The sequence below is a fragment of the Phenylobacterium sp. genome (assembly GCF_041913825.1).
Lineage (GTDB): Bacteria > Pseudomonadota > Alphaproteobacteria > Caulobacterales > Caulobacteraceae > Phenylobacterium.
The window spans coordinates 92,567-119,069 of sequence record NZ_JAYSEO010000015.1; the positions used below are offsets into that span (position 1 = coordinate 92,567).

Sequence of the window (26,503 nt, forward strand, 5' to 3'; positions counted from 1 at the left end):
GGCTGCGGCAAGATTGATGCACGCTATGCGGCTCGCTTGGGCATCTGTGACCAGAATGCGACACGTTCGGGTCGCCAGTGTGATCCGCGAGTAATGGTCGTTGACCCTGGGTTGGTTAGCCTCGTAACTCCGCCGTAACCGGGGACAGCCCTGTTGCCGGGACCTTTCTGTTGTGGGGAGCGGCCGTCGTCTCGACGGCTCGCTGGAGGATCCAAACCGTGAAATTCATCTCCATGCGGGAACGCCTTTTGGCGTCTTCGATGATCTGTGGCGCAGCCCTGTTGGGCCTGTCCACGCAGGCGGCGGCCCAAGAGGCCGGCGAAGTCTCTGAAGTGGTGGTCACCGGCTCGCGCATCCCGCAGCCGAACCTGACCAGCGCCAGCCCGGTGACCGTCGTCGGCGCCCAGGACATCGTCACCCGCGGCGTGACCCGGTCGGAAGACCTGGTGAACCAGCTCCCGCAGGTGTTCGCCGCCCAGGGCTCGTCCTACGCCAACGGCGCCACCGGCACCGCCACCGTCGACCTGCGGGGCCTCGGCCCGAGCCGCACCCTGGTGCTGATCGACGGCCGTCGCCTCCAGCCCGGCACCCCGGCCGCCACGGCCAACAACACCGCCCCTGACCTGAACTTCATCCCCGCCGCGCTGATCGAGCGCGTCGAAGTGGTGACCGGCGGCGCCTCGGCCGTGTACGGCGCCGACGCCGTGGCCGGCGTGGTGAACTTCATCATGCAGAAGAACTTCGAGGGCGTGCGTCTCGACGCGCAGTACTCGGGGTACCAGCACACCAACAACAACGACACCGTCCGCTCGATCCTCGAGCGCCGCGCGGCCACCGCCTCCAATCCGGCCGCCTTCGCGGCTCCGGAAAAGGACGTGTGGGACGGCGGCACCACCGACCTGAACCTGGTCGTCGGCATGAACTCGCCGGACGGCAACGGCAACGTCACCGCCTACGTCGGCTACCGCAACGTCCAGGGCGTCACCCAGGACGCGCGCGACTACTCGTCCTGTACGCTGGCCAACGCCCCGACGGCCGGCGGCGGCTTCAACTGCTCGGGTTCCGGCACGACCGCGCCGGGCGGCTTCATCAGCGGCGGCGGCGCCGGTGACGACTACGTCACCATCGACCCGAGCGCTCCGGGCGGCCGCGGCTTCCGCGACTACGTCGGCGCGCGCGACGCGTTCAACTTCGGCCCCTACAACTACTACCAGCGTCCGGACGAGCGTTACGTCCTGGGCGCCTTCGCGAACTACAAGTTCAACGACGCGGCCGAGGTCTACACCCAGCTCATGTTCATGGACGACCACACGGTCGCCCAGATCGCGCCGTCGGGCATCTTCGGCCAGAACATGAACATCAACTGCTCGGGCAACCCGTTCCTGACGGCGTCCCAGGCGGCGGTGTTCTGCGCCCCGACCATCGACCAGCTGCCCGACGATCCGGCCAACCCGTTCACGCTCGGCGTGAACAGCGACGCCGACCCGACCACCCCGGGCCAGCAGGCCTCGGTGACGGTGCTGCGTCGTAACGTGGAAGGCGGCGGCCGGGTCTCCGACCTGCGCCACACCGACTACCGCGGCGTGATCGGCATGCGCGGCCAGATCGCCAACGGCTTCCAGTACGACGTCTCCGCCCAGCACGGCGTGGTCGTCTACCAGAACGTCTACTACAACGACTTCTCGCTGGTCCGTTCGGCCCGCGCCCTGGACGTGGTCACCGACCCGAACACCGGCCTGGCCGCCTGCCGCTCCGCCGTGCAGTCGCTCGCCGGCCCGAACTTCGACCCGGCCTGCCGTCCGTACGACATCTTCAGCGCGGCCGGCCCCTCGCAGGAGTCGATCAACTACATCCAGACGCCGGGCTTCCAGAACGGCGAGTACACCCAGACGGTGGTCACCGCCTCGCTGACCGGCGACATCGGCCAGTACGGCGTCAAGGCTCCGTGGGCCGCTGACGGCGTCGGCTTCGCGCTCGGCACCGAGTACCGCCGCGAGAAGCTCGACCTGAACACCGACCTGTCCTACCAGACCGGCGACCTCGCCGGCCAAGGCGGCGCCACGCTGCCGTCCAACGGCTCGTACGACGTGTACGAACTGTTCGGCGAAGCGCGGATCCCGCTGGTCCAGGACATGCCGTTCTTCCAGAACCTGTCGGCGGAAGTCGGCTACCGCTGGTCGGACTACTCGCTGGGCTTCTCGACCGACACCTACAAGATCGCGGGTGACTGGTCGCCGACCGACGACTTCCGCTTCCGCGCCAGCTACAACCGCGCCGTCCGCGCCCCGAACGTGGTGGAACTGTTCGCCACCCTGAACGTGGTGCTGAACGGCACGGTCGACCCCTGCGAAGGCGCGACCCCCGAGTTCACGGCCGCCCAGTGCGCCCTGACGGGCGTGACCGCGGCGCAGTACGGCCGGATCGTCCCGAACCTGGCCGCGCAGTACAACGGCCAGACCGGCGGTAACCCGGACCTCGATCCGGAAACCTCCGACACCTACTCGCTGGGTGTGGTGTTCACCCCGACCTTCATCCCGGGCTTCTCGGCGTCGGTCGACTGGTACAACATCAAGCTGAAGGACCGGATCGGCCAGATCGGCCAGGACGTGACGCTCGAGCGCTGCGCCCTGACCGGCGACGCCTTCTTCTGCGGCCTCATCAACCGCGCGCCGGGCACCGGCTCGCTGTGGCTGTCGCAGAACGGCTACGTGACCGACACCACCTTCAACACCGGCGGCCTGGAAGTTGAAGGCATCGACGTCGAAGCCAACTACCGCTTCGACTTCGCCGACTTCGGCTTCACCAGCGCGCTGGAAGGCATGGGCGGCCTGTCCTTCAACCTGCAGGGCAGCTACCTGGAGCACTACCTCGTCACCACCCTGCCGGGCGACGAGCCCTTCGACTGCGCCGGCTACTACGGCGGCACCTGCACGAGCTCGGCGACGCCGGCCTCGGCGCCGATGCCGAAGTGGCGCCACAAGGCCCGCATGACCTGGCGGACCCCGTGGAACTTCGAGCTGTCCACCACCTGGCGTTATGTCGGCGATGTGGAAAGCGACGCGCGCATCGATGGCGGCACCTACAACGGCCGCGACGCGAAGCTGACCGACAAGAACTACTTCGACCTGGCCGGCACCTGGGGCGTTCGCGAGAACATGACCCTGCGGTTCGGCGTCAACAACGTGCTCGACAACGAGCCGCCGCTGGTCAGCCAGTCGAACTGCCCGTCGGGCCCCTGCAACGGGAACACCTATCCCCAGACCTACGACGCTCTGGGCCGGTACCTGTTCGTGGGCCTGCGCGCGGACTTCTAAGCCCGCACGGCAGACCAAAGCCTGAGGAGGGCGGCGACTTCGGTCGCCGCCCTTTTTCTTTGTGGCTGTCTGGAGCGCGGCGCGTCCTGCGGGCGCCGCGGCGAGGCGTCAGGCCGGGACGGCGTCGAAGGCGACCGTCATCCGCTCCTGGTCGGAGGCATAGGGCACGGTGCCGTGCCACATGTAGGACGGGAACAGCACCAGGCGGCCGGGCCGCGGCTGCACGAAGCGCTCGGCCGGCAGCTCGGGGCGCGTCCGCACGCCCGGATGGCCGAAGCCGATCCAGCCGCTCCTGGCCTCGGCGTCGGCCGTGTCGTCAGGCGTCGAGACGTAGAAGGCCGACGAGATCCAGCCCATCGGGTGCACGTGGTCGGCGTGGTGGCCGGACGCTCCCAGCCGGATCGACCACGCGCCGGTCATCTCCGCGCGCCCGGTGTTGCGCCGGGCGAAGGCGTCATCCCCCGGCGGAAGTTCGGCGATACGCCGTGCGACCGTCTCGCGCAGCATCTGCAGCAGGCGCTCGATCACCGGCTCGTGGGTCCCGTCCAGCCGCAGGGGCGCCTGGCTTCCCTGCCGGACCGACTGGGCGAACGGATGGGTGGTGAACCGGTGCAGCCGCCGCAGCGCGGCGCGCAGCTCCTCCAGGAACCCCGCGCCCTCGGCCGTGTCCGGGTCGACGATGTCGTAGCTCGCCACCAGCCGGTCGTAGTCACAGGTCTGGCGGTAGCGCGGATCGCCGGTCAGGCGCCACGCCGTGGTGAGCAGGGCCAGCGCATACTGGTCGAGCGGGGCGAGGGCCACTGCGCGGGCCGCCGCCGCCACGGCCCCCTCGCCGTCGCCCACCGCCAGCAGCGCCTGGGCGAGGACCGCCCGGCCGGCCGCGTCGTCACGGGCGCCCAGGCGCGCCCAGCGCAGCGCCGCCTCCGGATCGTCAAGCTTGCCACAAAGCTCCACGGCCAGGCCGAGCAGCCGTCGGTCCTGCGGCGCCGCCGCGAGCCCTGCTTCAGCCGTGGCGCGCGCCGCCTCCGGCTGGCCGGTGAACTCCTGGGCCACCGCCAGGGCGTAGGACAGGCCCGGATGGCCGGGATGCTCGGCGGCTGCACGGCTGAGGCGCGCCAGCGCCGCGCGGCGATCGGCGGTGCGCATCCAGATGAGCTGGGCGAGTTCGGTCTGCGCCTCCTCGTAGGCCGGCCGCGCGTCGAGGGCGGCCCGGAAGGCGGCCTCCGCCTCGTCGAAGCGGTTCTGCGCCTGCAGCGCCCGGGCGAGGACGAGCCGGGTCTCCGGCGCGTTCAGGCCGAGTTCGACCGCCCGACGCGCGGCGCTCTCCGCCTCCTCGGCCTGACCGAGATCGCCCAGGGTGGAGGCGAGGTTGTGCCAGGCGACGGCGCTGTTGGGATACCGGGCGAGGGTGGCGCGGTTCACATCCAGCGCCTCGGGCTTGCGCCCGGCCGCCTTCAGCGCCGCCGCCCGGGCGGCGAACGCGCCCTGGCTCGGGACGGGCTCGGCGAGGAGGGCCGCCGTGAACCGGAGCGCGCCCTCCACGTCGCCCTGGCGGATCAGCTCGTAGGCCTGCCGATGGTCAGCGGGCGGCAAGGGCGGGACCTCAGAACGCCGGCGTGGGGGCCAGCACCGCCGCCCCCTTCTCGCGCAGCCGTTGAGCCGCGATCTCGTCCATCACCCGCTCGGCGCGCGGGTCGCCGAACACCCAGGCTGCCGCCGCAAGGGTGCGCGCGGAGGTCGCCTGGACGCCCAGGATCCGTTCCAGCGCCTCGAACGGGGAAGCCATGGGCCCGACGCGGCGGAGGGCCGGCTCGCCCTCGATCTTGGCCAACCGCTTGGCGCGATCCACCGCCTGATAGAAGCCGCCCAGCTCGTCCACCAGGCCCAGGCGCTGGGCCTGGGCGCCGGTCCAGACGCGGCCGCGCGCCAGTTCGCGCACCTGCTCGGGCGCGAGCTTCCGCCCCGTCGCCACGCGGGTGATGAAGGTCTCGTAGATGCGGTCCATCCAACGGGCGAAGGCGGCCCGCTCTTCCGGGGTGAAGTCGCGCGACACGCCGAATGCGCCGGCGTAGGGGCTGCCCACCTCGAGCTGACGCAGGTCGACCCCGAAGCGGCCCAGCGCCTCCCCGAGTGCGAACTTGCCGCCATAGACTCCGATGGAGCCGGTCAGCGTCGAGGGCTCGGCGACGATTGCGGAGGCCTCCGACGAGACCCAGTAGCCGCCGGACGCCGCGTAGGTCCCCATGGAGACCACGACCGGCTTGCCGGCCGCCTTGGCGGACCGGATGGCCGCCAGGATCTGCTCGGACGCGGTGTCGGAGCCGCCGGGCGAGTTCAACCGGAAGACGATGGCCTTGACGTCCTTCGCGCGGATCGCCGCCTGGAAGGCTTCGGACACGTCGTCCGAATAGATCGCGCCGCTGGCCGAGAACGGGTTCGCGCCGCCGTCGCGCCCGGTGACGATCGGGCCCTCACCCTCGATCACCGCGATGGTGTCGCCACGCCCGCGGCGCTCCCGCCGGCCCTGGGCGTAGTCCTCGAAGTCCATCAGCTCGGCGTCGCCGCCGGCCCGGCGCAGCAAGGCAAGCTGCGCCTCGCGCACGTGGCCGAGCTTGTCGACGAGGCGCAGGCGTTGCGCCTCCTCGGCCAGGTAGGGGCCGGCTTCTAGCGTGCGGCGCAGCGCGGCGGCGTCGGTCTTCCGGTCGCCCGCGGCCGTCGCCAGGCCGGTCTCGTAGACGGAGGTCATCCACGAGAGCTGCGCCTCGCGGTGCTCTGGCGTGTAGTCGTCGTAGAGGAAGCCGTTGACCGCGTTCTTGTACTCGCGCCGCTGCTCGAAGTTCGGCGAGACCCCGTAGCGGTCGAACAGCCGCTTGAAGAACACGTCCTCGCTGGCCAGCCCCGTCACCTGGAACGAGGCGCCCGGCTGCATCCACAGGTCGCCGGACGCGGCGCCCAGCATGTAGGTCGAGGAGATCACCCCGGCCGGATAGAGCCCCTGGCTGTGAGCGATCACCGGCTTGCCGGAGGCGCGGAAATGCTTGACCGCCAGCCGGATCTCGTCGGCCGCCGCCGGCTCGAGCCCATCCTCGGGCAGGCGGATCAGCACGCCCTTGACCCGGTCGTCGGCGGCGGCCCGGCGCAGGCCCTCGATGATCGACATCACCGACTGCGAGCGGCGGCCGATGCCGGCGAAGGGGTTCTGCGGCGTCTGGTCGGTGAGCGGATCGCGCAGGTCGAGCTCAAGAACCGCCCGGGCCGGCACGGTCGCCCCGCCCGTGGCGCTGGCGGCCATGGCGACCAGCACGATGGGCACGCCCACCAGGAAGATCATCAGGCCGGCGAACACGCCGGCCGCGGTGATCAGGAACTGCTTCATGGGACCGCGATCGAACCTCGAGCGCAGCGGTCGGGGAGGGGCTGCGCCTCCGGCCTCTCGCACACAATCCCGCGCGCGGGAAGGGCCGCGGAATGGGGAGGTTCGAGGTGTCGGGAGAAGATGGTCGGAGTGGCAGGATTCGAACCTGCGACCCCCGCGTCCCGAACGCGGTGCTCTACCAGACTGAGCCACACTCCGACTTGGAGGCCGGCCTTATAGGGGAGTGTTTCGGCCCCCGCAAGCGGGGTGGAAAAGGTTCGATGCGGGGCGTTGCATCCCGCAAGGTCCTGCGCTATCTCACCGCCTCTCGCGAGGGGACACCCCTCTTCGCCGTTCCTGCTGGGGAATGGTGTAATGGTAACACTGCGGTTTTTGGTACCGTCATTCTAGGTTCGAGTCCTAGTTCCCCAGCCACTTTCTTCCTCAATGAAATCAATAGGATGACGCCGGAGCGGCAAGCGCGCCACAGCGTCATTTTACAGTTTCATTTACAGCGCCCCGCGCGCGCCTACTCGCACGCGACCCCGTCGTTGTCGCGGTCGAGGTGCGGCCCATAGCCCGGCTGGCCCCGCCGCAGCGGCGCCGCGCCGGCCGCCCGGGCCGCCGCGCAGTTGCGAAATGCGCCGCCGCCGGCCCCCAGAACGCCCTGCGGACGAGACGACTCGCGCCCCTCGGCAGGCCGCGGAGCCCTGTGGCAGTGATAGTCCCCCGTCTTGCGATTGTTGTGGCAGCCCTCCGCGTTCAGGCCGCCCGGGTGCGCCGCGCCCGGTCCTGCCCAGCCCAGCGCCAAGGCCGCCGCAGCGACCGCCATCAGCCCTCGTCCCATGAGAATTCTCCCCGCCCGCCGGCATGAGGCAGGTGTCCGACCGCCCGCGCAACCCCGCCCGGGCGAACGCGACCCCGCGCCGCCCTGGTGAGAGATCGCGCGCAGGCCCATCATTCCCGCATGAGTCGCGAGGGGTCCCGGGAGCCGGACGAGGCTGAGCTGGAGGCCATGGCGGCCCTGCTCGAGGCGAGCGGCCGCTACCGCGTGCTGCGTCGCCTCCGGCCGCGCGCCGCCGCCGCCGCCGCCGCCGCGGGCCCGACGCGCCTGGGGCTCTACGTGGACGTGGAGACCACCGGCCTGGAGCCCGGCCGCCACGAGATCATCGAGCTGGCGATGGTCCCCTTCACCTATGGCCTGGATGGCCAGGTGCTGTCCGTCGGCGAGCCCTTCCACGGCCTGCGCGAGCCCTCGCATCCGATCCCGCCGGAAATCACCGCCATCACCGGGATCGACGACGCCGCTGTCCTGGGCCACGCCATCGATCCGGACGCGGTGTCCGCCTTCGTCGCGCCCGCCCACCTGGTGGTGGCGCACAACGCCGCCTTCGACCGCAAATTCCTCGAACGCTTCTGTGCGAGCTTCACCACCAAGGCCTGGGCCTGCTCCATGAGCCAGGTGGACTGGGCCGCGGAAGGCTACGAGGGCGCCAAGCTCGCCTACCTCGCCGGCGCCGCCGGCTTCTTCTACGAACGCCACCGCGCCACCCACGACTGCCACGCCGCCATCGAGCTCCTGGCCCGCCCCCTGCCCAGAAGCGGCCGCCCGGCGCTGGCCCAGCTGCTCGAACGGGCGAGGGCGCCCAGCTGGCGCATCTGGGCGGAAGGCGCGCCCTACGACCTGAAGCACCTCCTGAAGGCGCGCAACTACCGCTGGAACGGCGACGACAACGGCGCGCCCAGGGCCTGGTGGACGGAGGTCCCCGAAGCCGGGCGCGAGGCCGAGCTCGCCTGGCTGCAGGCCGAGATCTACCAGCGGGAGCTGGAGATCGCCTGCCGCCGCATCGACGCCTACGACCGTTTCTCCGACCGTTGGTGACAAGCCGCCAGACCTGCGACGGAGCCAGACACCCGGTCAGGGCAAGATGAAAGGCCGCGGGACCTGGCGGTCCCAGGCGGCTGTGGGTGTTGAGGTTTTCGCGGGACCCGGGAACGGGGCAGGGTCCCGCGGCGGACGAAAACGCCAGCCGCAACAACCCACATCACGGGACCAGCCGCCGCCGCAGCCGCTTCGTTCACGAAGGGGAAGAGGCTTTCGCGACACGCCGAGCCAGCGCCGGCCGGCGGGAGCGGGTCAGGGCTGGCGCCGCCAGGCGCCACCGCGAAGCGGCGGCGAAGCCGGCCTTGACGCGCTCGCAGAGCCGGCCGGCACGCTCGCGCGCGGAGCGATAGCCGCACCGCGCCCGCCCCAGCCTCCTGCAGCCTGCATCAGCCCGCCGCCAGCAGGGTGCTGGCCGCCCAGGTGCGCAGGGTGAGCGCGCGGCGCCGGCGGAACGCCGCCATGGCCGCGGTCGTGGGGTCCCGGGAGGCCTCCCAGACCTGATGGCTGGCGTAGCGGGTCAGGAGCAGCAGGTTTCGGGCGCCCGCCGGCGCGCCCGCCGCCTGCGAGGATGCGAGGAAGAGGCCATGGATGGACGCCTCGAAGCGTGTCTCGAAGTCCCGCCACCCCTCCACCGAGAGCGCCACGAACTCGTCCACGGCGTCCGGGAGCACCGTGAACCAGCGGTGGACATAGATGCCGCCGGGCGTCGCCGGCGCGAGATGGGTCGGGCGGGCGGTCGGGGTCAGCGCATGGTGCTCCAGCCTCTCGCCCGCCCAGGCGGCGCGGCGTTGCTCCACCGCCGGGGACGCGCCGCCAGGCCAGCCGATCAGCAGGGCGGCCTCGTCGCTCGCCCAACCCAGCTGGGGCGTGAACCGGCCGACGATCGTGGCGCCGGCCGAAGCGAGGCCCTGCGCCACGCCCTCCGCGTCGGCCTCGCCGCGCAGGAAGAGATAGTCGAAGGCAGGCTGCTGCGCGGCCGCCCTGCGGCGATCAGGATCCATGGTCTTTCCCCCTCGGGCTTGGCTTCGTCGTGGACGGTAGCAAGCCGCCCGCCGCCCTGTCGCCCGCGCCGGGCGAGGTGCGGCCGCCCTAGGCCCTCGCGTCCGCCGCCCGCGCCCGGCGCAGGCGCTGGACCATGGCCAGCCCGATCTCCTCGCCGGTGACGTAGCGCGCGGCGATCTGCTCCACGCGGACCTTCACCCAGCCGAGCACGGTGGCGACGTCGTCCAGCTCGAGGCCGGCGCGGATGAAGTTCGTGGCCGCCGTGCCCCGCAGGTCGTGGAAACGCAGGTGTTCGATGCCGGAGCTGACGTCGGCTCCGTCCCCGGCTTGGCGGGCGTGCCTCGCCGCCTCCAGCTTCGCGCGCCGGAAGGCGGACTCGACGCCCGGCGCCGTCCACGCCCGGCCGCGCGCCGAGTTGAGGACAGTGGGGCTGTGGCCGCGCGGGATCTCCGCAAGCAGCTCGCGAAGCTCGTCGTAGATGGGGATCACGGCGGTGGTGCGGCCGCGACTCTTCCCCGTCCGCCAGACGATCGCGTGCTCGCCCACTGCGGCCCAGGGCAGGCGGATCAGGTCGCCCAGCCGCAGCCCGCTGAGCGCCGCCAGCCGCACCACGAAGGCGAACTCGGGCGCCGCATGGGCGAGCAGGGTGGCGAGGTGGTGGCTCTCCCAGACCGCTTCGGCCCGGTTGACACGGTAGAGGCGGGGAAAGCCCGCCAGCGGGTTGAGCTGGAGCTCGCCACGGTCGACCGCCCACTGCATCACCTTCGAGGCCACCCCCGCGAGCTCGTCCGCGGTCTTCGGTGTGCCCGCATAGCGGTCGCGCCAGGCGAGGAGGGCTGCGCGTGCGCCGCGGGCCTCGAGAGCGCGGAGCTCCATCTCGCCCAGATCATTGCGCACCCGGTCGAGCAGGGTTCGCCTGTCCTTCCGCGTGCGAGGCGCGGCGCGGGCGAACTCGGGGCTCTGCAGGTAGCGGGTGATCAGGCCATAGAGCGAAGCCCGGTCAGGCGCCTTCCGGTCGCTGTGGCGCAGGGCGTAGGCGGCCGCGGCCTCGGGGAAGGCTCTGGCCACCTCCCGGTCGAGCAGCGCATCGCTGGCGGCCCAGGCGTGCAGGATCCGAGGACCGCCGCGCCAGGCATACCAGTACTCCGCAACGCTTCCATCGGCTCGGAGGCGGCGAACCCTATGGATCCCGGGGAGCGCGCTGCGGACGCGCAACGAACCTGGCGAGCGCGGCGTCCGCTTCGCTGGCCGGCTGGCCGGCGGCGTCCAGGCCGCTGACCCGGTCGAGGTAGGCGTCGAGGGCGTGACGGTCATAGAGCACCTTCGAGCCGAGGCTCACCTCGCCCAGGCGCAGGCGCCTGAACCGCGTGACGGGCAGGCGGAAGTAGGCCGCGGCTTCGCTCGCAGTGAGCAGGCGTGGAGTTATTGGTCGGTCCAAGGGGCGAGCCATGGTTATCGTTGGCCGGCATCGTCAGTCGCGAAATGTCAGTTGTGCTCGGCCAGAATGGCGCCGATCGGGCTGACATGGAAGTGCGTTTGATGTATCCGATTTCGCGATTTCAGACGACGCTCTAACCCGTTGAAATCGTGTCTGCGACGTATAGGTCGTTTGTCTGTCTATCGTCCCGTTAGTCTGTAGGTAGATCTTGCTTTTGGTACCGTCATTCTAGGTTCGAGTCCTAGTTCCCCAGCCACTTTCTCCCCCGACATCCCGAAGCATCGGCGAGCCGCGCCGCCTCAGGCGTGGCGGGCGAACACCGCCGTTCGGCCCTGGCGGTCGAGCAGCAGCAGGGTCTCGAACGCCTCGCGCGTGCCGTCGGGAAGCTCCATCCCAGGCGAGCCCAGGGGCATGCCGGGGACCGTCAGCCCGATCGCCTTCGGCCGCTCCTTGAGCAGGCGCTGCACGTCGGCGGGCGGCACATGGCCTTCCACCACATAGCCGCCGATGACCGCTGTGTGGCAGGAGGAGAGCTGGAAGGGCACGCCGTAGCGCTCGCGAACCGGCGCCAGGTCCTCGAGTTCGGTCACCTGGGCGGTGAAGCCCGCCCGGGTCATGTGCGCCAGCCATCCCTTGCAGCAGCCGCACCACGGCGTCTTGAAGACGGCGAGCTCGCGCGGCGCGGCGCGGGCGCAGCCGGCCGGCAGGAGAAGGACCGGGGCGGCCAGGAGCAGGCGGCGGCGGGGCAGGGCGTGTCGGGCTTCGGTCATGGCTCTATGGGAGGATACGTGGCCACCCGGCGCACCCCTGAGATTGAGGGACCGCGCCGGCGGTTGCGTATATGATGACGGACGCACGTCTGACGGAGAACCACGTGGCCGATCGGCTGGACCACCTCCTGCTGGCCTTGAAGGACCAGCCTGCCGACCGCCGGCTCGACCAGCTCGAGCCGCGGGTCTGGGCGGCGGCGGACGAGTCGCCGGACGCCGGCCGCGCCGCGGGGGCCGCCTTCGTGGTGCGCGTGGCCGCGGTGGTCGGCTCGCTGTTTCTGGGCGTCGCCGCCGGCGGCCTGGGCGCGGCCTCCGCCCATGTGCGCCAGAGCGAGATCTCGGTCTTCTCCGTGGGGCCGCAGCTCGCGCCGTCCACCCTCCTCGAGGGCCGCGGATGAGGGGGCCCGGCCGCGGGCTGCTCCTGACGCTCGTCCTGACCATGATCGCCGGCGCCGTGGGCGCCTGGGGCGCGGTCCGCTACGTGGACGCCCGGCGCGCGCCGCCGTCCTTGCAGGACTTCGTGCACAAGGAGCTGCGCCTGACCCCGCAGCAGGAGGCGAAGCTCGCCCCGCTGGAGCAGTCCTTCGCCGTCCGCAGGCGGATCCGCGAGGCGGAGCTGCGCGCCGCCAACGCCGAACTCGCCGCCGCCATCCAGGCCCGCCACGAGTACTCGCCCGAGGTCCAGGCTTCGGTGGAACGCTTCCACCACGCCATGGGCGAGCTCCAGAAGGAAACCATCGTCCACGTGCTTGAGGTGCGGCGGGTGCTGACGCCGGAACAGGCGACGAAGTTCGACGCGCGCGTGGCCGAGGCCCTCACCGAACCCACGCCGTGAACCTCGCCGACGGCGAGGATCTCGACCTCGCCCGGCGCGCGGCGGCCGGGGAGGAGCGCGCGTTCACGGCCCTGATGCGCCGGCACAAGGAGGGGCTCTACCGCTTCGTGCGCCGCTACGTCGGCGAGCCCGACGCCGCCTACGAGGTCGTGCAGGAGAGCTTCGTCGCCGCCTGGAAGGCGCTCGGCCGCTTCGACGGTCGCCGCCCGTTCGCCACCTGGCTGCGGGCCATCGCGCTGAACAAGTGCCGCGACCGCGGCCGCCGCCTGGCCGTGCGCCGCGCCATCCTGGGCGACCGCGACCTCGACAGTCCCGAGGCGCAGCGCCGGGCCGACCCGGCGCCGACGCCGGAGGCCTCGCTGGCCGAGCGCGAGGACCTGCGCCGGCTGGACCGCGCCATCGCCCGGCTGCCGGCCAAGCTCAAGGAGCCGTTGCTGCTGACGCTGTTCGAGGGGCTGAGCCAGCAGGAGGCGGCCGGCCTGCTCGGCGTCAGCGTCAAGGCGGTGGAGACCCGCGTCTACCGCGCGCGCCTGCAGCTCACGGAAATCCTCGCCCGGCCTGAACGGCGGTGAGGGATCGTCCGGGCTGGCGCGTATCCCGCCTAAGGACCGATAGGCCGTTGACCTTCCCACGATGGGAAGGCGCATCACCTCCGCGCCATTACACGAGAATGGGACCCATCCTGCGATGCGTTCGCGCATGAACGACCTCACACGCCGCGCCATGCTGCGCCGCGCCGCAGCCGCCGGCGGCGTCTCGGCCGCCGCCGCCCTGCTGCCGAGCTGGGCCCGCAGCCAGACCCTGGGGCTGCCGCCCCGTCCCAGCGCGCTCGAGGGCGAGGACATTCGCCTGACCATCGGTCATGCGCCGTTCCAGGTGGATGGCCGCCCGGGCCACGCCATCGCCATCAACGGCACGGTGCCGGGCCCGCTGATCCGCCTGCGCGAAGGGCAGAACGTGCGCCTGCACGTCACCAACAACCTGCCGGACGAGGACACCTCGATCCACTGGCACGGCCTGCTCCTGCCGTTCCAGATGGACGGCGTGCCGGGCGTCAGCTTCCCGGGGATCAAGCCAGGCCAGACCTTCACCTACGAGTTTCCGGTGAAGCACGCCGGCACCTACTGGTACCACTCGCACTCCGGCCTTCAGGAACTGATGGGCCACTACGCGCCCATGGTCATCGACCCGGCCGGCGCCGAACCCAATCCCTACGATCGCGAGCACGTCATCGTGCTTTCGGACTACAGCTTCATGCACCCGCACCAGTTGCTGGTGCGCCTGAAGCAGCAGCCGGGCTTCTTCAACCAGCAGAAGCAGACCATCGCCGGCCTGCTCGCCGGCCGCGACCAGCCGCTGAAGGACCGCGTCGCGTGGGCCCGGATGTTGATGGACCCCACCGACATCGCCGACGTGACGGGCTCCACCTACACCTACCTGATCAACGGCCACGGGCCGGAGAGCAACTGGACGGCCCTGTTCCGGCCGGGCGAGCGCGTCCGGCTGCGGTTCGTCAACGCCGCGGCCATGACCATGTTCAATGTCCGCATCCCGGGGCTGCGGATGACCGTGGTCCAGGCGGATGGGGTCGATGTGCGGCCGGTGGAGGTGGACGAGTTCCAGATCGCGAACGCCGAAACCTACGACGTGATCGTCCAGCCGGCGGAGGACCGGGCTTACACCCTGGTGGCCGAGTCCTCGGACCGCTCGGGCCTGGCGCGCGCGACGCTGGCGCCCCGGCCCGGCATGGCGGCCGCGGTCCCTCCCCTGCGCGAACGCACGATCCTCACCATGAAGGACATGGGCATGGGCGAAATGGGCGGCGGCGGCCACGGCGCGCACGCCGGCCACGGCGGCGGGAGCCAGCCCATGGATCACGGCTCCATGGCCATGCGCGACCCGAAGAACGCCCCGCAGGTGAAGCTGACGCCCGGCGTGCAGATGATCTCGCCGATGCCGGTGGACCGCGTCGCCGACCGTCCGACTGGCCTGGAGACCGTCCCGCACAAGGTGCTCACCTACGCCGATCTCGTCGCCACCCAGCCGAACCCGGACAGGCGCGCGCCGTCGCGCAGCCTGGAGATCCACCTGACCGGCAACATGGAGCGGTTCATCTGGGGCTTCGACGGCGAGAAGTATTCCGAAAACACCAGGCCGATCCCGTTCCGGCTCAACGAGAAGGTCCGCGTGACCCTGGTGAACGACACCATGATGGCGCACCCTATTCACCTGCACGGCCACTTCATGAGCCTGGTGAACGGCCACGGCGACCATCAGCCGCTGAAGCACACCATCAACGTGCTGCCGGGGGGCAAGGCGAGCTTCGACCTGGTGGCCGACGCGCCCGGCGACTGGGCCTTCCACTGCCACATGCTGCTGCACATGCACGCCGGCATGTTCCGTGTCGTCACCGTGCGTCCGCTGGAAGGAGCTGCGGCATGAAGCGCCTGCTGATGATCGCCGCCGCCCCGCTGGCGATCGCCGCCCCGGCGTTCGCCCAGGACCCGCACGCCCACCACCATGCGCCGGCGCCTGCCGCGGCCCAACCGCCAGCGGATCCGCACGCCGGTCACGCCATGCCTGCGGCGCCCGCCGATCCGCACGCCGGTCACGCGATGTCTGCGGCGCCCGCTGACCCGCACGCCGGCCACGCGATGCCCGCGGCGCCAGCGGACCCTCATGCGGGCCACGCGATGCCCGCGGCGCCAGCGGACCCTCATGCCGGCCACGCCATGCCCGCAGCCCCGGCCGGTCCGCACGCGGGTCATGGCCCGGCGCAGGCCGACCCGCACGCCGGCCACAACATGGCGCCCGTCGCTGTGGGATCGGAGCCGGCGCCGCCGGCCCCTACCGACCATGCCGCCGAACGGTTCTTCCCCACCGGCGAGATGGCGGCGGCCCGCGCCCAGCTCCGGCACGAGCATGGCGACATCCGCTGGTCCAAGGTGATGGCCGAGACCTTCGAGCTGCGGCCCTCCGACGACGGCGACGTCGTCGCCTGGGAGGGCGCCGCCTCCTATGGCGGCGATATCAACCGCTTCACCCTCAAGACCGAGGGGGAGCTGGAGGACGGCGACCTGCACGAGGCCGAGGTCCAGGCGCTCTACTCCCGGGCTATCGGGCCCTACTTCAACCTGAACGCCGGGGTGCGGCAGGACTTCGAGCCTCGGCCGCGGCGGACCTACGCGACCGTCGGCGTCGACGGCGTCGCGCCGTACTGGTTCGAGGTGGAAGGCGCCCTCTTCCTCTCGGACGAGGGCGACCTGTCGGCGCGGGTGGAGGGGTCCTACGACTTCCGCCTCACCCAGCGCCTGATCCTGGAGCCCCGTGCCGAAGCGAACCTGGCGGCCAGCGCCGACCGGGCTCTGGGAGAGGGCTCGGGACTTCGCGACCTCGAACTCGGCCTGCGGCTCCGCTACGCGGTCCAGCCGACCTTCGCCCCCTACGTCGGCGTGAACTGGGAGCGGAAGTTCGGCGACACGGCCGACTTCGCCCGGGCGGCCGGGGAGCCGGTGGAGGACACCCGCTTCGTGGTCGGCGTGCGCGCCTGGTTCTGATCGTCGCTGTTCGTATGGAGTTCCCGATGAAGTTCCTGCCGGTCCTTGCCGCCGCCCTGGCTCTCGCCACCCCCGCTGTCGCCCAGCACGGCGGGCACGAAGGTCACGGCGCCCACGCCGCGCCGGCCGCGGCCGCCGCCCAGTCGGTGCGCGGCACGGGCGTGCTCAAGGCGATCGACGCCCGCGGCGGCGCGGTGACCATCGCCCACGACCCCATCCCGGCCCTGAACTGGGGCGCCATGACCATGCCGTTCAAGGTCGCCCACCCCGCGCTGCTGAAGGCCGCCGCCGTCGGCGACAAGGTCGCCTTCGAGCTGAAGGGGGGCCGGGTGGTCGCGCTCAAGAAGCGCTGAGCACATCGGCGCGCGGAATTCCTGAGGGGCGCAGCGCCCCGGTGCGTATCGCAAGACGAGGGCCGCCATCACGATGGGCCCGCCCCAACCGCTGCGCCGGCGCGTCAGCGGCCTGTCGCTGTTTAATCGGAAGAACAGCGAGCCGCTGTGCCGCGATGTCGGCTGTCTCCGCCGATGCGGCAAGCGCATCCTCGCGATCAAGGATTGTATCCAGACGCAGCGCTACTGGAGATAAGCTGCGCCAATTCGTCTAGGCGTGCCGAATCGCGGCGTGACCATGAATTGCGCACTTGCCCGCGTCTGCTGCTCGGAAACGTTTGATTCCGGATGAGGCGGTCGTGACTAAAAATAACCACGAGTATGCTTGCCGACGCGGCCAACTCGCAAAGATTCACCCGCGCAACAGAGAATCTCGTGCCATAAGGCGGCATTCTCCGGCGTCGGCGGGAATCCGGCGCCCCTTTAGCCAGGTTGTTTTTGTCTAGACATTATTGACAGCCGACGCCGGTCGGGACGTGGTGTCGCTCGAGGACCGGCGCGCCGCGTACGCACCGGCCTCGTCGCGGGATACGAGGGGGTAGGTATGAAGCGGTTCACCAAACAGCTCCTGTTCGCCGGCGCCTGCGCCACGGTCGCCCTGGGCGGCCAGGCCATGGCCCAGGAGGCGGGGGACGTCGACGAGGTCATCGTCACCGGCAGCCGGATCAAGCGAGCCGACATCACCGGCGTCGGCCCGGTGACGGTGGTCCAGGAGAAGGACATCGCCGCCACGGGCATCGTCAACGTCGAGAACCTGCTGCAGCGGCTGCCGGCCGCGGCCGGGTTCGGGGGCAACCAGACGAACGCCTATTGGAGCTCGCGCGGCTGGGGCACGGCCACGGTCAACCTGCGTGGCCTTGGCATCAATCGCACGCTCGTGCTGCTTAACGGCCGACGCCTGGTGAACGGCGGCACCGGCGCGAACAGCGCCCCGGATCTCAACACCATCCCCACCGCCATCATCGGCCGGATCGAGGTGCTGAAGGACGGCGCCTCGGCGATCTACGGCACCGACGCCGTGGCGGGCGTGGTGAACATCATCACCCGCGACAACTTCGACGGTCTGGAGGTCAGCGCCCGCTACGCCATCTCCGACGAGTGGGACGGCGACGACCGCACGGTCGACGTCTCCTGGGGCCGGCAGTTCGAGCGCGGCAGCATCGCGCTCGCCGGCACCTGGCAGAAGACCGATGCGGTGAACATGGCCACCCGCGCGCCGTGCCCGCTGAGCGGCGCCTCGGGGACGCTGGTGTGCTCGGGCAGCGGGTCCACGGCCGGCGGCCGCGCCTCCCTGCCGAACGGCCAGATCATCAACTTCACTGGCGGCAACAGCTTCGCGCCCTACAGCGCGGCCCTGCACGGCTACAACGGCAACCCCTTCATCAACGCGGTGAACCCGATCGAGAGGTTCACCACCGGCGCCTTCGCCGACTACGAGATCGCCGATGGCGTCACCCTGTTCGCCGAAGCGCTCTACACCCGCCGCGAGACGGAGCAGTTGTCCGCGCCGGGCACCCTGACCAACCTCGCCATCTCGGCCAGCAACCCGACCAACCCCACCGGCCAGAACATCAACGTCATCCAGCGCCGGCTGGTGGAGGGCGGCCCGCGGATGGCCTTCCAGGAAACCGACACCTACCAGTTGACCGGCGGCGCCCGCGGATCCTTCGCCGGCGACTGGACCTGGGAAGTGGCCGCGAACTGGGGCCGCAACGAGGGCATCGACGGCTTCACCAACATCGCCAACCGCCAGCGCGTCGGTCAGACGATCAACACCTCGGTCTGCAGCTTCGCGGCCGGCGCGGCGATCCCCTGCGCCGATTACCTGGGCGCCGGCGACGTGTCCCAGGCGGTGGTGGACTACATTCTCACCACCACGGTCGACCACGGCGGCAACGAGACCCTGAACCTCACGGCCGACGTGACCGGCACGCTGTTCCAGCTCCCGGCCGGCCCGCTGCAGATGGCGGCCGGCGCGATGTACCGGGAGGACAAGGGCTGGCGCGATCCGGACCCGCTGATCGTCGCCGGCATCGCCAACTCCAACCAGCAGAGCCCGATCTCGGGCTCGATCGAGGCCAAGGAGGCCTACGCCGAGATCAGCGTGCCGGTGGTGCGCGACCTGCCGCTGCTGGAGATGGTCCGCGTCGACGGGGCGATCCGTTACTCCGACTACAAGCGCTTCGGCAGCGACACCAACTACAAGCTCGGCCTGGATTGGACGCTGGGCTGGGGCCTGCGCGCCCGCGCCACCTGGGGCACCGCCTTCCGCGTGCCGAACGTCGCCGAGCTGTTCAGCGGCGTGACCCAGGGCAACCTGACCACCACCGACCCCTGCAGCCGCTACGCGACGAGCACCAACGCGGTGCTGCGCGCCAACTGCCAGGCGGCGGGCGTGCCGGCCGGCTACATCCAGCCGAACAACACGATCCTGACCACCACCGGCGGCAACGAGAACCTGAACCCGGAGTCGGCCGAGACCTTCACGATCGGCGGCGTCTGGGAGCCGCCCCTGGTGCCTGGCCTGTCGCTGACGGTGGACTACTGGAAGATCGACATCGACGACGCGATCCGCTCGATCCCCGGCTCGACCAAGCTGTCGGTCTGCTACAACACGCCGAACCTGGCGCACCCGTTCTGCAGCCCGGAGAACTTCACCCGCAATCCGGTGACCGGCGAGGTGAGCTTCCTGTCGTCGCAGCAGGTGAACGTCGGCGCCGAGACGGTCCGCGGCGTCGACGCCGCCGCCCGCTACACCTTCGACCTGGCCGGCCGCTCGGCGACCTTCGACGCGGGTGTCACCTACCTGAAGGAATACACCATCGTGCCCTATCCCGGCGGCGCGCCGATCTACTATCGGGGCTTCATCGGCGGCGGGAACGGCGGCTATCCGAAGTGGCGCGGCCTGGCGAGCTTCACGGTCGACGATCCCCGCTGGAGCGCCACCTACTCGATCCAGTGGATCGGCAAGGCGACCGACTTCAACGCCACGCCGACCGCCATCGGCTTCCGCACCGACGACGTCTTCTATCACAACGCCCAGGTCTCCTGGCGGGCGACCGACCAGGCTGTGGTGGCGTTCGGCGTCGACAACATCTTCGAGCCCGATCCGCCGTTCATCCCGAGCTACACGGACGGCAACACCGACACCATGGTCTACGACCTCCTGGGCCGGCGCGGCTATGTCCGCCTGACCTACAGCTTCTAGCGGCCGTCGGCCCGGACGCCGGCGGGGGACCCCACACCCTCCGCCGGCGCCCGTCTTCCTTGCGAGAGAGACCATGCGCTGGCCGGCCCTGGCCCGTAACACCCACAAGTGGCTCGCCCTGATCGTGGCGATCCAGGCGGTCTTCTGGACGCTCAGCGGCGTCTACATGACCGCGGTCCACATCGACGTCATCCACGGCGACCGGCTGGTCAAGGCCCCCGCGCCGCAGCCGATCGCGCTGGCCGGCCTCGTCGAGCCGGCGCACCTCGCCCACCTCGCGCCGGGGCTGAAGAGCGCCCGGCTGGACACCCAGCTCGGCCAGCCGGTCTATGTGGTGCAGGCGGAGGCGGGGCCCGCGCTGTTCGACGCGCGCACGGGCCGGAAGCTGTCGCCGCTCAACGCCGAGCAGGCCGCCGCGCGCGCCAAGGCCCTCTTCGCCGAGGACGGCGCGGTCGTCAGCACCCAGTACCTGACGAAGGCGCCGCTGGAGATCCAGACTCGGCCGGTGCCCATCTGGCGCGTGGAGTTCGAAGGCGCCTGGCGGCCCACCTTCTACATCTCGCCCTTCACCGGCGAGCTGGTTTCCCGGCGGCACGACCTGTGGCGCACCTTCGACTTCGTGTGGATGTTCCACATCATGGACTACGACGACCGCCAGGACGTGAACAACCTCCTGATCCGCGTCTTCACCTGGCTCGCCGTGGCCACCGCCGCCAGCGGAGGCTGGCTCCTGCTCTACAGCTTCCGTCGCAAGCGGCGGGTCCGAAAGGCCGCGGCATGACCTGGTCGCCCATGTTCCTGATCCGCTGGCTGCACAAGTGGTTCGGCCTGGTGCTCGGCCTGCAGTTCCTGCTGTGGGCGCTGAGCGGCGCCGTCATGGCGCTGCTCGACCATCACAAGGTGGCGGCCGAGGACGCGGTGCTGCCCGTGGCCCAGCTCGCCGCGCCCGACGCCGCCCTGCCGCTCGCGCGAGTCGCCGAGACCGTGGGCGGGCCGGTGACCAAGCTCGCCCTGAAGCCACTGCACGACCGCTGGATCTACGAGGCGACCACGCCCGCCGGCGTGCGGCTGGTGGACGCCGTGAGCGGCCAGCTCATCGGCATCGACGCCGCCAAGGCGCGCGAGCTCGCGGTGGCCCGGTTCACCGGCGACGCCCCCGTCGCCTCCGTCAGCCACGTCGCTGAGACCACGCTCGAGACCCGCGACATGAAGCTGCCTGCCTGGCGGGTGGAGTTCGCCGACCCGGACCGCACGACCCTGCTGCTCTCCGCCACCACGGGCGAGGTGCTGGGTGCGAAGAACGACACCTGGCGGCTCTGGGACATCGCCTGGATGCTGCACATCATGGACTACAAGGAACGGCAGAGCTTCAACCACCCGCTGATCGTCACGCTCGGCACGGCCGCGGCATGGCTGGCGCTGAGCGGCCTCATCCTGCTGTTCCGCAGCTTCCGGCGCTCGGACGTCGCTTGGCTGACCGCGCCGTTCGAGGCGCTGGCCCGCCGCCGCGCCGCCGCGCCAAAGGCGACGGCTTCTCGGGAGCGCGCGCGCTAGGCCTGAGCCCGGCGGAAGCGCACCGTGGCGTCCAGGCCCGGCGCGGCGTCGGCGAGCCGGACCTCCGCGCCCATCCGCTCGGCCGCGGCCGCCACCAGGCTGAGGCCGAGGCCGAAGCCCGCGGTCCCGGCGCCGTCGGCGCGGTAGAAGCGCTCGAAGACCCGCGTCCGCTGCTCGGCCGGGACGCCGGGGCCGGTGTCCCGGACCACCAGCTCCGGCCGGTCGGCGGCGCGCACCGCCACCTCGACCCGGCCGCCGGCCGGGGTGAACTTGATGGCGTTGTCCAGCAGGTTGCTGATCATCTGGAAGACCAGGTCGCGGTCGCCGGAGATCGCCGTTCCCGCGTCGGCCGCAAGGGTCAGCGCCAGCCCCTTGTCCTCCGCCGCCGGCCGGTGCCACTCGACGGCGTCCTCCACGATAGCAGCTAGGTCCACGGCGCCGCTCTGCATCGCGCCGCCGCTCTGCAGGCGCGCGATCCGGAGCAGGGCTTCGAACATGGCCTGCAGACGCACCGCCTCGTCCAGCGCCGCGGCCGCCCGGGCCCGCGCCTCCTCCGGCGCATCCCCCACCGCCGCCAGCTCCTCCAGGTCGGCGCGCAGGCGGGTGAGCGGGGTGCGCAGCTCGTGGGCGATGTTGTCGGACACGCGGCTGATCGAGGCCACCAGCCCCTCGATCCGCGCCAGCATCTCGTTGAGCGTGGCGGCGAGCTGGTCGAAGTCGTCGCCGCTGCCACGGTGTTCCACGCGGCCGGAGAGGTCGCCGGCGATCACGGCCCGCGCGGCGCGGTTGATGGATTCCAGCCGTTGGCTGACGGCGAAGGTCATGACCAGCCCGCCCACCAGACCGAGTGTCAGGGTCATCCCGGCGCCCCAGGACAGCGCCTCGAAGATCAGGTCCTCGCGCTCGTCCAGGTCCTCGGTGTCGAGCCCGAGCAGCAGCCGGTAGCCGCCGGGCAGCCGCAGGTCGCGGACCACCGCCTCGTGCTCCTCCTCGTCGCCCGTGGCGTAGGTCCCGAACTCGTAGCGCCGCCACTCGGGCCCCTGCACGACCGGCCAGTCCAAAAGGTTGCCGGCGACCACCGCGCCGTCCGGGGCCACCAGCACATGGTAGCGCAGCCGTCCGCGCCCTTCCTTCGCGCGGTGCTCCAGCGCCCGGATCAGGGCGTCGCGTCCATCCTGGCGGTAGATCGCCACGAACCGGTCGCTGTCGCGGCGGATCTCGGCCTCCACCCGTTCCAGCGGGCGCGTGATGCCGGTGAGGTAGCTCACCCCCAGCATCCCGCCGACGGAGGCGCAGAACAGCACCAGGTAGATGAGGGTCAGCCGGACCGTCAGGCTGCGCAGGAAGCCGCCGACGGTCATGCGCGCAGGCTGTAGCCCATACCCCGCACGGTGTGCAGGAGGGGCGGATCGAAGTCCTTGTCGATCTTCTGGCGCAGCCGGCTCACGTGCTGGTCGATGATGTTGGTCTGCGGGTCGAAGTTGTAGTCCCAGACCGCCTCCAGCAGCATGCTGCGGCTGACCACCCGGCCGGCGTTGCGCAGCAGGTGCTCCAGCAGCCCGAACTCCCGGACCGTGAGGTCGATGGGCTTGCCCTGCCGGGTCACGGTCCGGGTCAGCAGGTTCATCTCGAGGTCCGCGAGCCGCAGCTCGGCGGTCTCCTGCACCGGCGCCTTGCGCCGGCTCAGCGCCTCGACCCGGGCGATCAGCTCGGAGAGGGCGAAGGGCTTGGTCAGGTAGTCGTCGCCGCCGGCCCGGAGGCCCTTCACCCGGTTGTCCACGTCGCCGAGCGCCGAGAGGATCAGCACCGGTGTGCTGTCGCCCGACGCCCGGATCGTCGTGAGGATCTTCAGCCCGTCGACGTTGGGCAGCATGCGGTCAAGGACGATGACGTCGTATTGGCCGGCGGCGGCCTGGAAGAGGGCCTCCCGGCCGTCGGCCACATGGTCCACGAGCCAGCCCTCGGCCTTCAGGCCCTTCACCACGTGTCCGGCGACCCGCTCGTCGTCCTCCACGACCAGCACATGCATGCCCAGCTCCGACGTTGCGGCCTAGTCGTCGATCACCGGGGCGATCGCGCCGGTGCGCAGGTCGACGCGAACCTCGCGGTCCTGGGCGCCGGCCAGCTCCACCTCGTAGTAGTGGCGGCCGCCCTCGCGCTCCAGCCCGATGTCGGTGACGCGGCCCTTGGTGGCCGCCTCGACCATGGTGATCGTCTCGGTCAGGCTGCGGGGCGCCGTCTGGGCCGCGGTCAGGTCCTCGCGCCCGAACGGCAGGCGAAGCTTCGCCGGCTCGGTCTGGCGCAGCACCTTCCCGCTGACGCCGTCGACGTGGGCTTCGACCGTCCGGCCGTTGCGCACCAGGTCGATCTCGTAGACCGGCGCGCCGCGCTCCATGTCGAGGTCGGCTTCGAAGGCGCGTCCGCCGGTGGCGGCTTCTGCGGCGGCGACAGCCTTGGCCACGCCGATGGTCTGGGGCTGGGCGCCCTGGGCGAAGGCGGCTCCGGCGAGCACGCCGCCGGTGGCGGCGGCGATGAGGAAGGTGGTCTTGAGGCGCATGTCAGTACTCCGTGCTTGTCCCCCGCAGTCGGCACCCTAGGGACCCTCCGTGGCCTCGGGCTTCGCGGAAGGTTTGAATTCCGTCATGTTCGCGGCGCGCGGCCAGCACGACGCCGCAGGCCCGGTCCATGACCCGGTCGAGCGCGAAGGCCTCCGCCCGATCGCCGGGCAGGATGCGGTCTTCGCCCGCCTGGCGCAGGATCGCCCTGGCGACATCGTCCGGCCGGTCGGGATCCATGAGGACGCCGTAGCGGCCCTCGCCCAGCACCTCGGCGGCGTTGCCTGCCGTCCGCGAGGCGAGGGTGGGCGCGCCGCAGGCCAGCGCCTCCAGCAGACTGTTCGATGCGCCTTCCCAGCGAGACGGCAGCGCATAGGCCGCGGCGCGGGCCAGGAAGGGGTAGGGGTTCGCCACCTCGCCCTCCAGGCGCACCGCGTCAGCGAGGCCGAGCGCGTCCGCGCGTGCGGCGATGCGGGTCGCCTCAGGACCGGTTGCGCGCCCGAGCACCAGCAGCCGCAGGTCCGGCCGCGCCTGCCGCGCCAGCGTGAGGCCCTCGAGGAGGGCTCCGTAGTTCTTCTGCGGATGCAGCCGGCCCACCGCCGCCACGAACGGCCGTCCGTCCGCCAGCCAGGGATGGTCGAGGGGCTCGCGGGCGCGTCGGCGCACCGCTTCGGCGTCGACCCCATTCGGCAGGACGTGCAGCCGGCCCTCGCTGCGCACTCGCCGGAACGGCGGCGCCTCGGCAAGGGCGGCGGAGACGGTGATGACGGCCGTGGCGTCGGCCGCGATCAGCGCCTGGGTTGCCCGCCGCAGTGTGCGGAGCGCGGCGCTGCGGCCGCAGCCGGCGGGATCGTTGCTGATCCGGTAGAGGCGGGGCACGCCGGGCAGGGCGCGCAACGCGGCCCAGGCGGCGAGGTGGGCGTGGTTGCCCATGGAGACCAGCACCGAGGGGGGCGCGGCGGCGAGCCGCCGGCGCAGGGCCGGGACGGCGGCGGCCAGGGCGCGGCCGCGGCTTCCCTTCGGCCGGCCCAGGAGCGCGAGTTCAACCTCCGGCGCGATCTGATCGGCCAGGGCGCCGGCCTCGAGGCTGACGATCTCCACCGCCGCGCCGCGCCGGCTGAGGGCGTTGGCCAGGTGGACGGTGTTGCGGGCGACGCCGTCGCCATTCAGTCCGGCGCAGAACAGCGCCACGGGAGCCGGTCTGGACATGACGCAAGCTTGTCCGTGGCGGATGGCGGCGAGCTGCGCCGAAGATTTGCTTTTCGCCATCTTCGGCCGCAGGAGCCTCGGCCGCAGGCATAGTAATTTTACGTAATGGCCAAGCTCGTCCGATTGGAGCAAGGGGTGCGGGTAGAAGGCCAAGCTACATCCTGGCCGTGCAAAATCGCCAAGGGCTTCCCGATGGTCTCCGCATCCCATGCCGCCGGCGCCGCCGGCTTCTCAGATCCCACGGCCCACCCGGTCGACCGCCACGTCGGCGTTCGTGTGCGTCTGCGCCGCAAGGCGCTCGGCCTCAGCCAGGACAAGCTGGCGGACGCCCTCGGCCTCACCTTCCAGCAGGTGCAGAAGTACGAGCGTGGCACGAACCGGATCAGCGCCTCCAAGCTTTGGGAGATCGCGCGGGTCCTGAAGACGCCGGTCGAGTGGTTCTACGAGGGCCTGCCCGCCGAGGGCGGCGTGGCCAGCCCCCCGCTGGTGGGCGCCGGCTTCCTGGCCAGTAACGAGGGCCTCGACCTTGCCCGCACCTTCCCGAAGATCCGCGACGCCAGAACGCGCCGCAAGATCCTGGAACTGGTCCGTGTCCTGGCCGAGCCGGACGTCGACCTGCAGAAGGTGGCTTGAGGCCATGAGCCACGCTTCCTCCTCCGGCTCGGACACGCCCCACGAAGCGGCGGCCCCGCCGCCGACCGCCCTCGTGGCCGCCGAGGTCATCTGGCGCCGGCGCCTGCGCGATCGCCTGGCGGAGCTCTCCGCCGGCCCGTCGGCCCCGGCCTGCGGAGCGCCCGTCCTCACCTCCGGCTGAGCCCGCGCCTCTTCCGCCGCACCGGATACGAAAAAGCCGCCGCTGGATGCCAGCGGCGGCTTTCCTGTTTCGGGCTGCCAGCTCGGCCTAGGCGGCCTGGCCGATGTCCGCGGGCTCGGAGCCCTCCTCCGGCATCGGCTGGCGGATCAGGTAGTCGAAAGCCGACAGGGCCGCCTTCGAGCCTTCGCCCATGGCGATGACGATCTGCTTGTAAGGCGTGGTCGTGGCGTCGCCGCCGGCGAACACGCCCGGCACGCTCGTCGCGCCGCGGTAGTCCGTCTCGATCTCGCCGCGCGGCGACAGCCCCACGGAGTCCTTCAGCCACTCGGTGTTCGGCACCAGGCCGATCTGGACGAAGACGCCTTCCAGATCGACGCGATGGGTCTCGCCGGTGTTGCGATCCTTGTAGGTCAGGCCGGTGACCTTCTGGCCGTCGCCATGAACCTCGGTGGTGAGCGCCGAGGTGATGACGCGCACATTCGGCAGGCTGTTCAGCTTGCGCTGCAGCACCGCGTCCGCGCGGAGCTGGCCGTCGAACTCGAGCAGGGTCACATGGGCGACGATGCCGGCCAGGTCGATGGCGGCCTCGACGCCGGAGTTGCCGCCGCCGATCAC

25 protein-coding genes and 2 tRNA genes are annotated in these 26,503 nt (G+C 71.3%); 14 read left to right on the plus strand and 13 right to left on the minus strand.

Annotated elements, in window-relative coordinates:
* The first annotated feature begins 281 nt into the window (after positions 1-281).
* Positions 282-3,314 (plus strand): TonB-dependent receptor plug domain-containing protein, encoded by a 3,033-nt coding sequence (locus ACE3Q8_RS14270; RefSeq protein WP_374470951.1) that lies wholly within the window; start codon positions 282-284, stop codon positions 3,312-3,314.
* Between the two features lie 108 nt (positions 3,315-3,422).
* On the opposite strand, the gene ACE3Q8_RS14275 is transcribed toward ACE3Q8_RS14270, so the two are convergent.
* From ACE3Q8_RS14275 to ACE3Q8_RS14285, 3 genes are all read right to left on the minus strand, one after another.
* A complete protein-coding gene (locus ACE3Q8_RS14275) occupies positions 3,423-4,907 on the minus strand; it encodes a putative 2OG-Fe(II) oxygenase (protein ID WP_374470952.1) in 1,485 nt (494 codons plus the stop codon).
* A 10-nt stretch (positions 4,908-4,917) separates the two neighbouring features.
* Entirely contained in the window at positions 4,918-6,690 is a 1,773-nt protein-coding gene (gene sppA, locus ACE3Q8_RS14280; RefSeq protein ID WP_374470953.1) for a signal peptide peptidase SppA, read from the minus strand.
* Between the two features lie 121 nt (positions 6,691-6,811).
* Positions 6,812-6,888 (minus strand) — tRNA-Pro (locus ACE3Q8_RS14285).
* A 142-nt stretch (positions 6,889-7,030) separates the two neighbouring features.
* Here ACE3Q8_RS14285 and ACE3Q8_RS14290 point away from each other — a divergent pair.
* Positions 7,031-7,104, plus strand: a tRNA-Gln gene (locus tag ACE3Q8_RS14290).
* A gap of 94 nt (positions 7,105-7,198) precedes the next feature.
* Here the strand turns inward: ACE3Q8_RS14290 and ACE3Q8_RS14295 are convergent.
* Entirely contained in the window at positions 7,199-7,501 is a 303-nt protein-coding gene (locus ACE3Q8_RS14295; protein WP_374470954.1) for an excalibur calcium-binding domain-containing protein, read from the minus strand.
* A 135-nt stretch (positions 7,502-7,636) separates the two neighbouring features.
* On the opposite strand from ACE3Q8_RS14295, the gene ACE3Q8_RS14300 reads away from it, so the two are divergent.
* The gene (locus ACE3Q8_RS14300; protein ID WP_374470955.1) at positions 7,637-8,551 is read left to right on the plus strand and encodes a 3'-5' exonuclease; all 915 of its coding nucleotides are present in this window, start codon (positions 7,637-7,639) and stop codon (positions 8,549-8,551) included.
* A gap of 389 nt (positions 8,552-8,940) precedes the next feature.
* Here ACE3Q8_RS14300 and ACE3Q8_RS14305 read toward each other — a convergent pair whose 3' ends face one another.
* From ACE3Q8_RS14305 to ACE3Q8_RS14320, 4 genes are all read right to left on the minus strand, one after another.
* Positions 8,941-9,555, minus strand: a complete 615-nt coding sequence (locus tag ACE3Q8_RS14305) for a hypothetical protein (protein ID WP_374470956.1) — start codon at positions 9,553-9,555, stop codon at positions 8,941-8,943.
* 88 nt (positions 9,556-9,643) lie between these two features.
* Entirely contained in the window at positions 9,644-10,624 is a 981-nt protein-coding gene (locus ACE3Q8_RS14310) for a tyrosine-type recombinase/integrase (protein WP_374470957.1), read from the minus strand.
* A gap of 112 nt (positions 10,625-10,736) precedes the next feature.
* Positions 10,737-11,006, minus strand: a complete 270-nt coding sequence (locus tag ACE3Q8_RS14315) for a hypothetical protein (RefSeq protein ID WP_374470958.1) — start codon at positions 11,004-11,006, stop codon at positions 10,737-10,739.
* 287 nt (positions 11,007-11,293) lie between these two features.
* Positions 11,294-11,764: a DUF411 domain-containing protein gene (locus ACE3Q8_RS14320; protein ID WP_374470959.1), complete on the minus strand. Its 471-nt coding sequence runs from the start codon at positions 11,762-11,764 to the stop codon at positions 11,294-11,296.
* A 74-nt stretch (positions 11,765-11,838) separates the two neighbouring features.
* On the opposite strand from ACE3Q8_RS14320, the gene ACE3Q8_RS14325 reads away from it, so the two are divergent.
* From ACE3Q8_RS14325 to ACE3Q8_RS14365, 9 genes are all read left to right on the plus strand, one after another.
* Positions 11,839-12,162: a hypothetical protein gene (locus ACE3Q8_RS14325; RefSeq protein ID WP_374470960.1), complete on the plus strand. Its 324-nt coding sequence runs from the start codon at positions 11,839-11,841 to the stop codon at positions 12,160-12,162.
* Positions 12,159-12,599 (plus strand): Spy/CpxP family protein refolding chaperone, encoded by a 441-nt coding sequence (locus ACE3Q8_RS14330; protein ID WP_374470961.1) that lies wholly within the window; start codon positions 12,159-12,161, stop codon positions 12,597-12,599. Before ACE3Q8_RS14325 ends, ACE3Q8_RS14330 begins: the two co-directional genes overlap by 4 nt.
* On the plus strand, positions 12,596-13,171 hold the full coding sequence (locus tag ACE3Q8_RS14335; protein WP_374470962.1) for an RNA polymerase sigma factor: 576 nt from the start codon (positions 12,596-12,598) through the stop codon (positions 13,169-13,171). Before ACE3Q8_RS14330 ends, ACE3Q8_RS14335 begins: the two co-directional genes overlap by 4 nt.
* 127 nt (positions 13,172-13,298) lie before the next feature.
* Positions 13,299-15,041: a copper resistance system multicopper oxidase gene (locus ACE3Q8_RS14340; RefSeq protein ID WP_374470963.1), complete on the plus strand. Its 1,743-nt coding sequence runs from the start codon at positions 13,299-13,301 to the stop codon at positions 15,039-15,041.
* A complete protein-coding gene (locus ACE3Q8_RS14345) occupies positions 15,038-16,156 on the plus strand; it encodes a copper resistance protein B (protein ID WP_374470964.1) in 1,119 nt (372 codons plus the stop codon). Before ACE3Q8_RS14340 ends, ACE3Q8_RS14345 begins: the two co-directional genes overlap by 4 nt.
* Before the next feature lie 26 nt (positions 16,157-16,182).
* On the plus strand, positions 16,183-16,509 hold the full coding sequence (locus ACE3Q8_RS14350) for a copper-binding protein (RefSeq protein WP_374470965.1): 327 nt from the start codon (positions 16,183-16,185) through the stop codon (positions 16,507-16,509).
* A 583-nt stretch (positions 16,510-17,092) separates the two neighbouring features.
* Positions 17,093-19,756, plus strand: coding sequence for a TonB-dependent receptor plug domain-containing protein (locus tag ACE3Q8_RS14355; RefSeq protein WP_374470966.1), 2,664 nt, complete (start codon positions 17,093-17,095; stop codon positions 19,754-19,756).
* A gap of 73 nt (positions 19,757-19,829) precedes the next feature.
* Positions 19,830-20,537: a PepSY domain-containing protein gene (locus ACE3Q8_RS14360; RefSeq protein ID WP_374470967.1), complete on the plus strand. Its 708-nt coding sequence runs from the start codon at positions 19,830-19,832 to the stop codon at positions 20,535-20,537.
* A complete protein-coding gene (locus tag ACE3Q8_RS14365) occupies positions 20,534-21,310 on the plus strand; it encodes a PepSY domain-containing protein (RefSeq protein ID WP_374470968.1) in 777 nt (258 codons plus the stop codon). Before ACE3Q8_RS14360 ends, ACE3Q8_RS14365 begins: the two co-directional genes overlap by 4 nt.
* Here ACE3Q8_RS14365 and ACE3Q8_RS14370 read toward each other — a convergent pair.
* The 4 genes from ACE3Q8_RS14370 to ACE3Q8_RS14385 are packed head-to-tail and all read right to left on the minus strand — an operon-like array spanning position 21,307 to position 25,074.
* A complete protein-coding gene (locus ACE3Q8_RS14370) occupies positions 21,307-22,671 on the minus strand; it encodes a sensor histidine kinase (protein WP_374470969.1) in 1,365 nt (454 codons plus the stop codon). The genes ACE3Q8_RS14365 and ACE3Q8_RS14370 overlap by 4 nt on opposite strands.
* The gene (locus ACE3Q8_RS14375) at positions 22,668-23,339 is read right to left on the minus strand and encodes a winged helix-turn-helix domain-containing protein (RefSeq protein ID WP_374470970.1); all 672 of its coding nucleotides are present in this window, start codon (positions 23,337-23,339) and stop codon (positions 22,668-22,670) included. The genes ACE3Q8_RS14370 and ACE3Q8_RS14375 overlap by 4 nt, the downstream gene beginning before the upstream one ends.
* A gap of 21 nt (positions 23,340-23,360) precedes the next feature.
* The gene (locus ACE3Q8_RS14380) at positions 23,361-23,867 is read right to left on the minus strand and encodes a PepSY domain-containing protein (protein ID WP_374470971.1); all 507 of its coding nucleotides are present in this window, start codon (positions 23,865-23,867) and stop codon (positions 23,361-23,363) included.
* Between the two features lies 1 nt (position 23,868).
* Positions 23,869-25,074 carry a glycosyltransferase gene (locus tag ACE3Q8_RS14385; RefSeq protein WP_374470972.1) on the minus strand — a complete coding sequence of 402 codons (1,206 nt, stop codon included), beginning with the start codon at positions 25,072-25,074 and terminating at the stop codon, positions 23,869-23,871.
* A 192-nt stretch (positions 25,075-25,266) separates the two neighbouring features.
* Here ACE3Q8_RS14385 and ACE3Q8_RS14390 point away from each other — a divergent pair, with 192 nt between their 5' ends.
* Positions 25,267-25,707 (plus strand): helix-turn-helix domain-containing protein, encoded by a 441-nt coding sequence (locus ACE3Q8_RS14390; RefSeq protein WP_374470973.1) that lies wholly within the window; start codon positions 25,267-25,269, stop codon positions 25,705-25,707.
* A 4-nt stretch (positions 25,708-25,711) separates the two neighbouring features.
* Entirely contained in the window at positions 25,712-25,888 is a 177-nt protein-coding gene (locus ACE3Q8_RS14395; RefSeq protein ID WP_374470974.1) for a hypothetical protein, read from the plus strand.
* A gap of 87 nt (positions 25,889-25,975) precedes the next feature.
* Here ACE3Q8_RS14395 and ACE3Q8_RS14400 read toward each other — a convergent pair.
* Positions 25,976-26,503 (minus strand): FAD-dependent oxidoreductase (locus tag ACE3Q8_RS14400; RefSeq protein WP_374470975.1); only part of this gene is annotated, 528 nt, incomplete at its 5' end.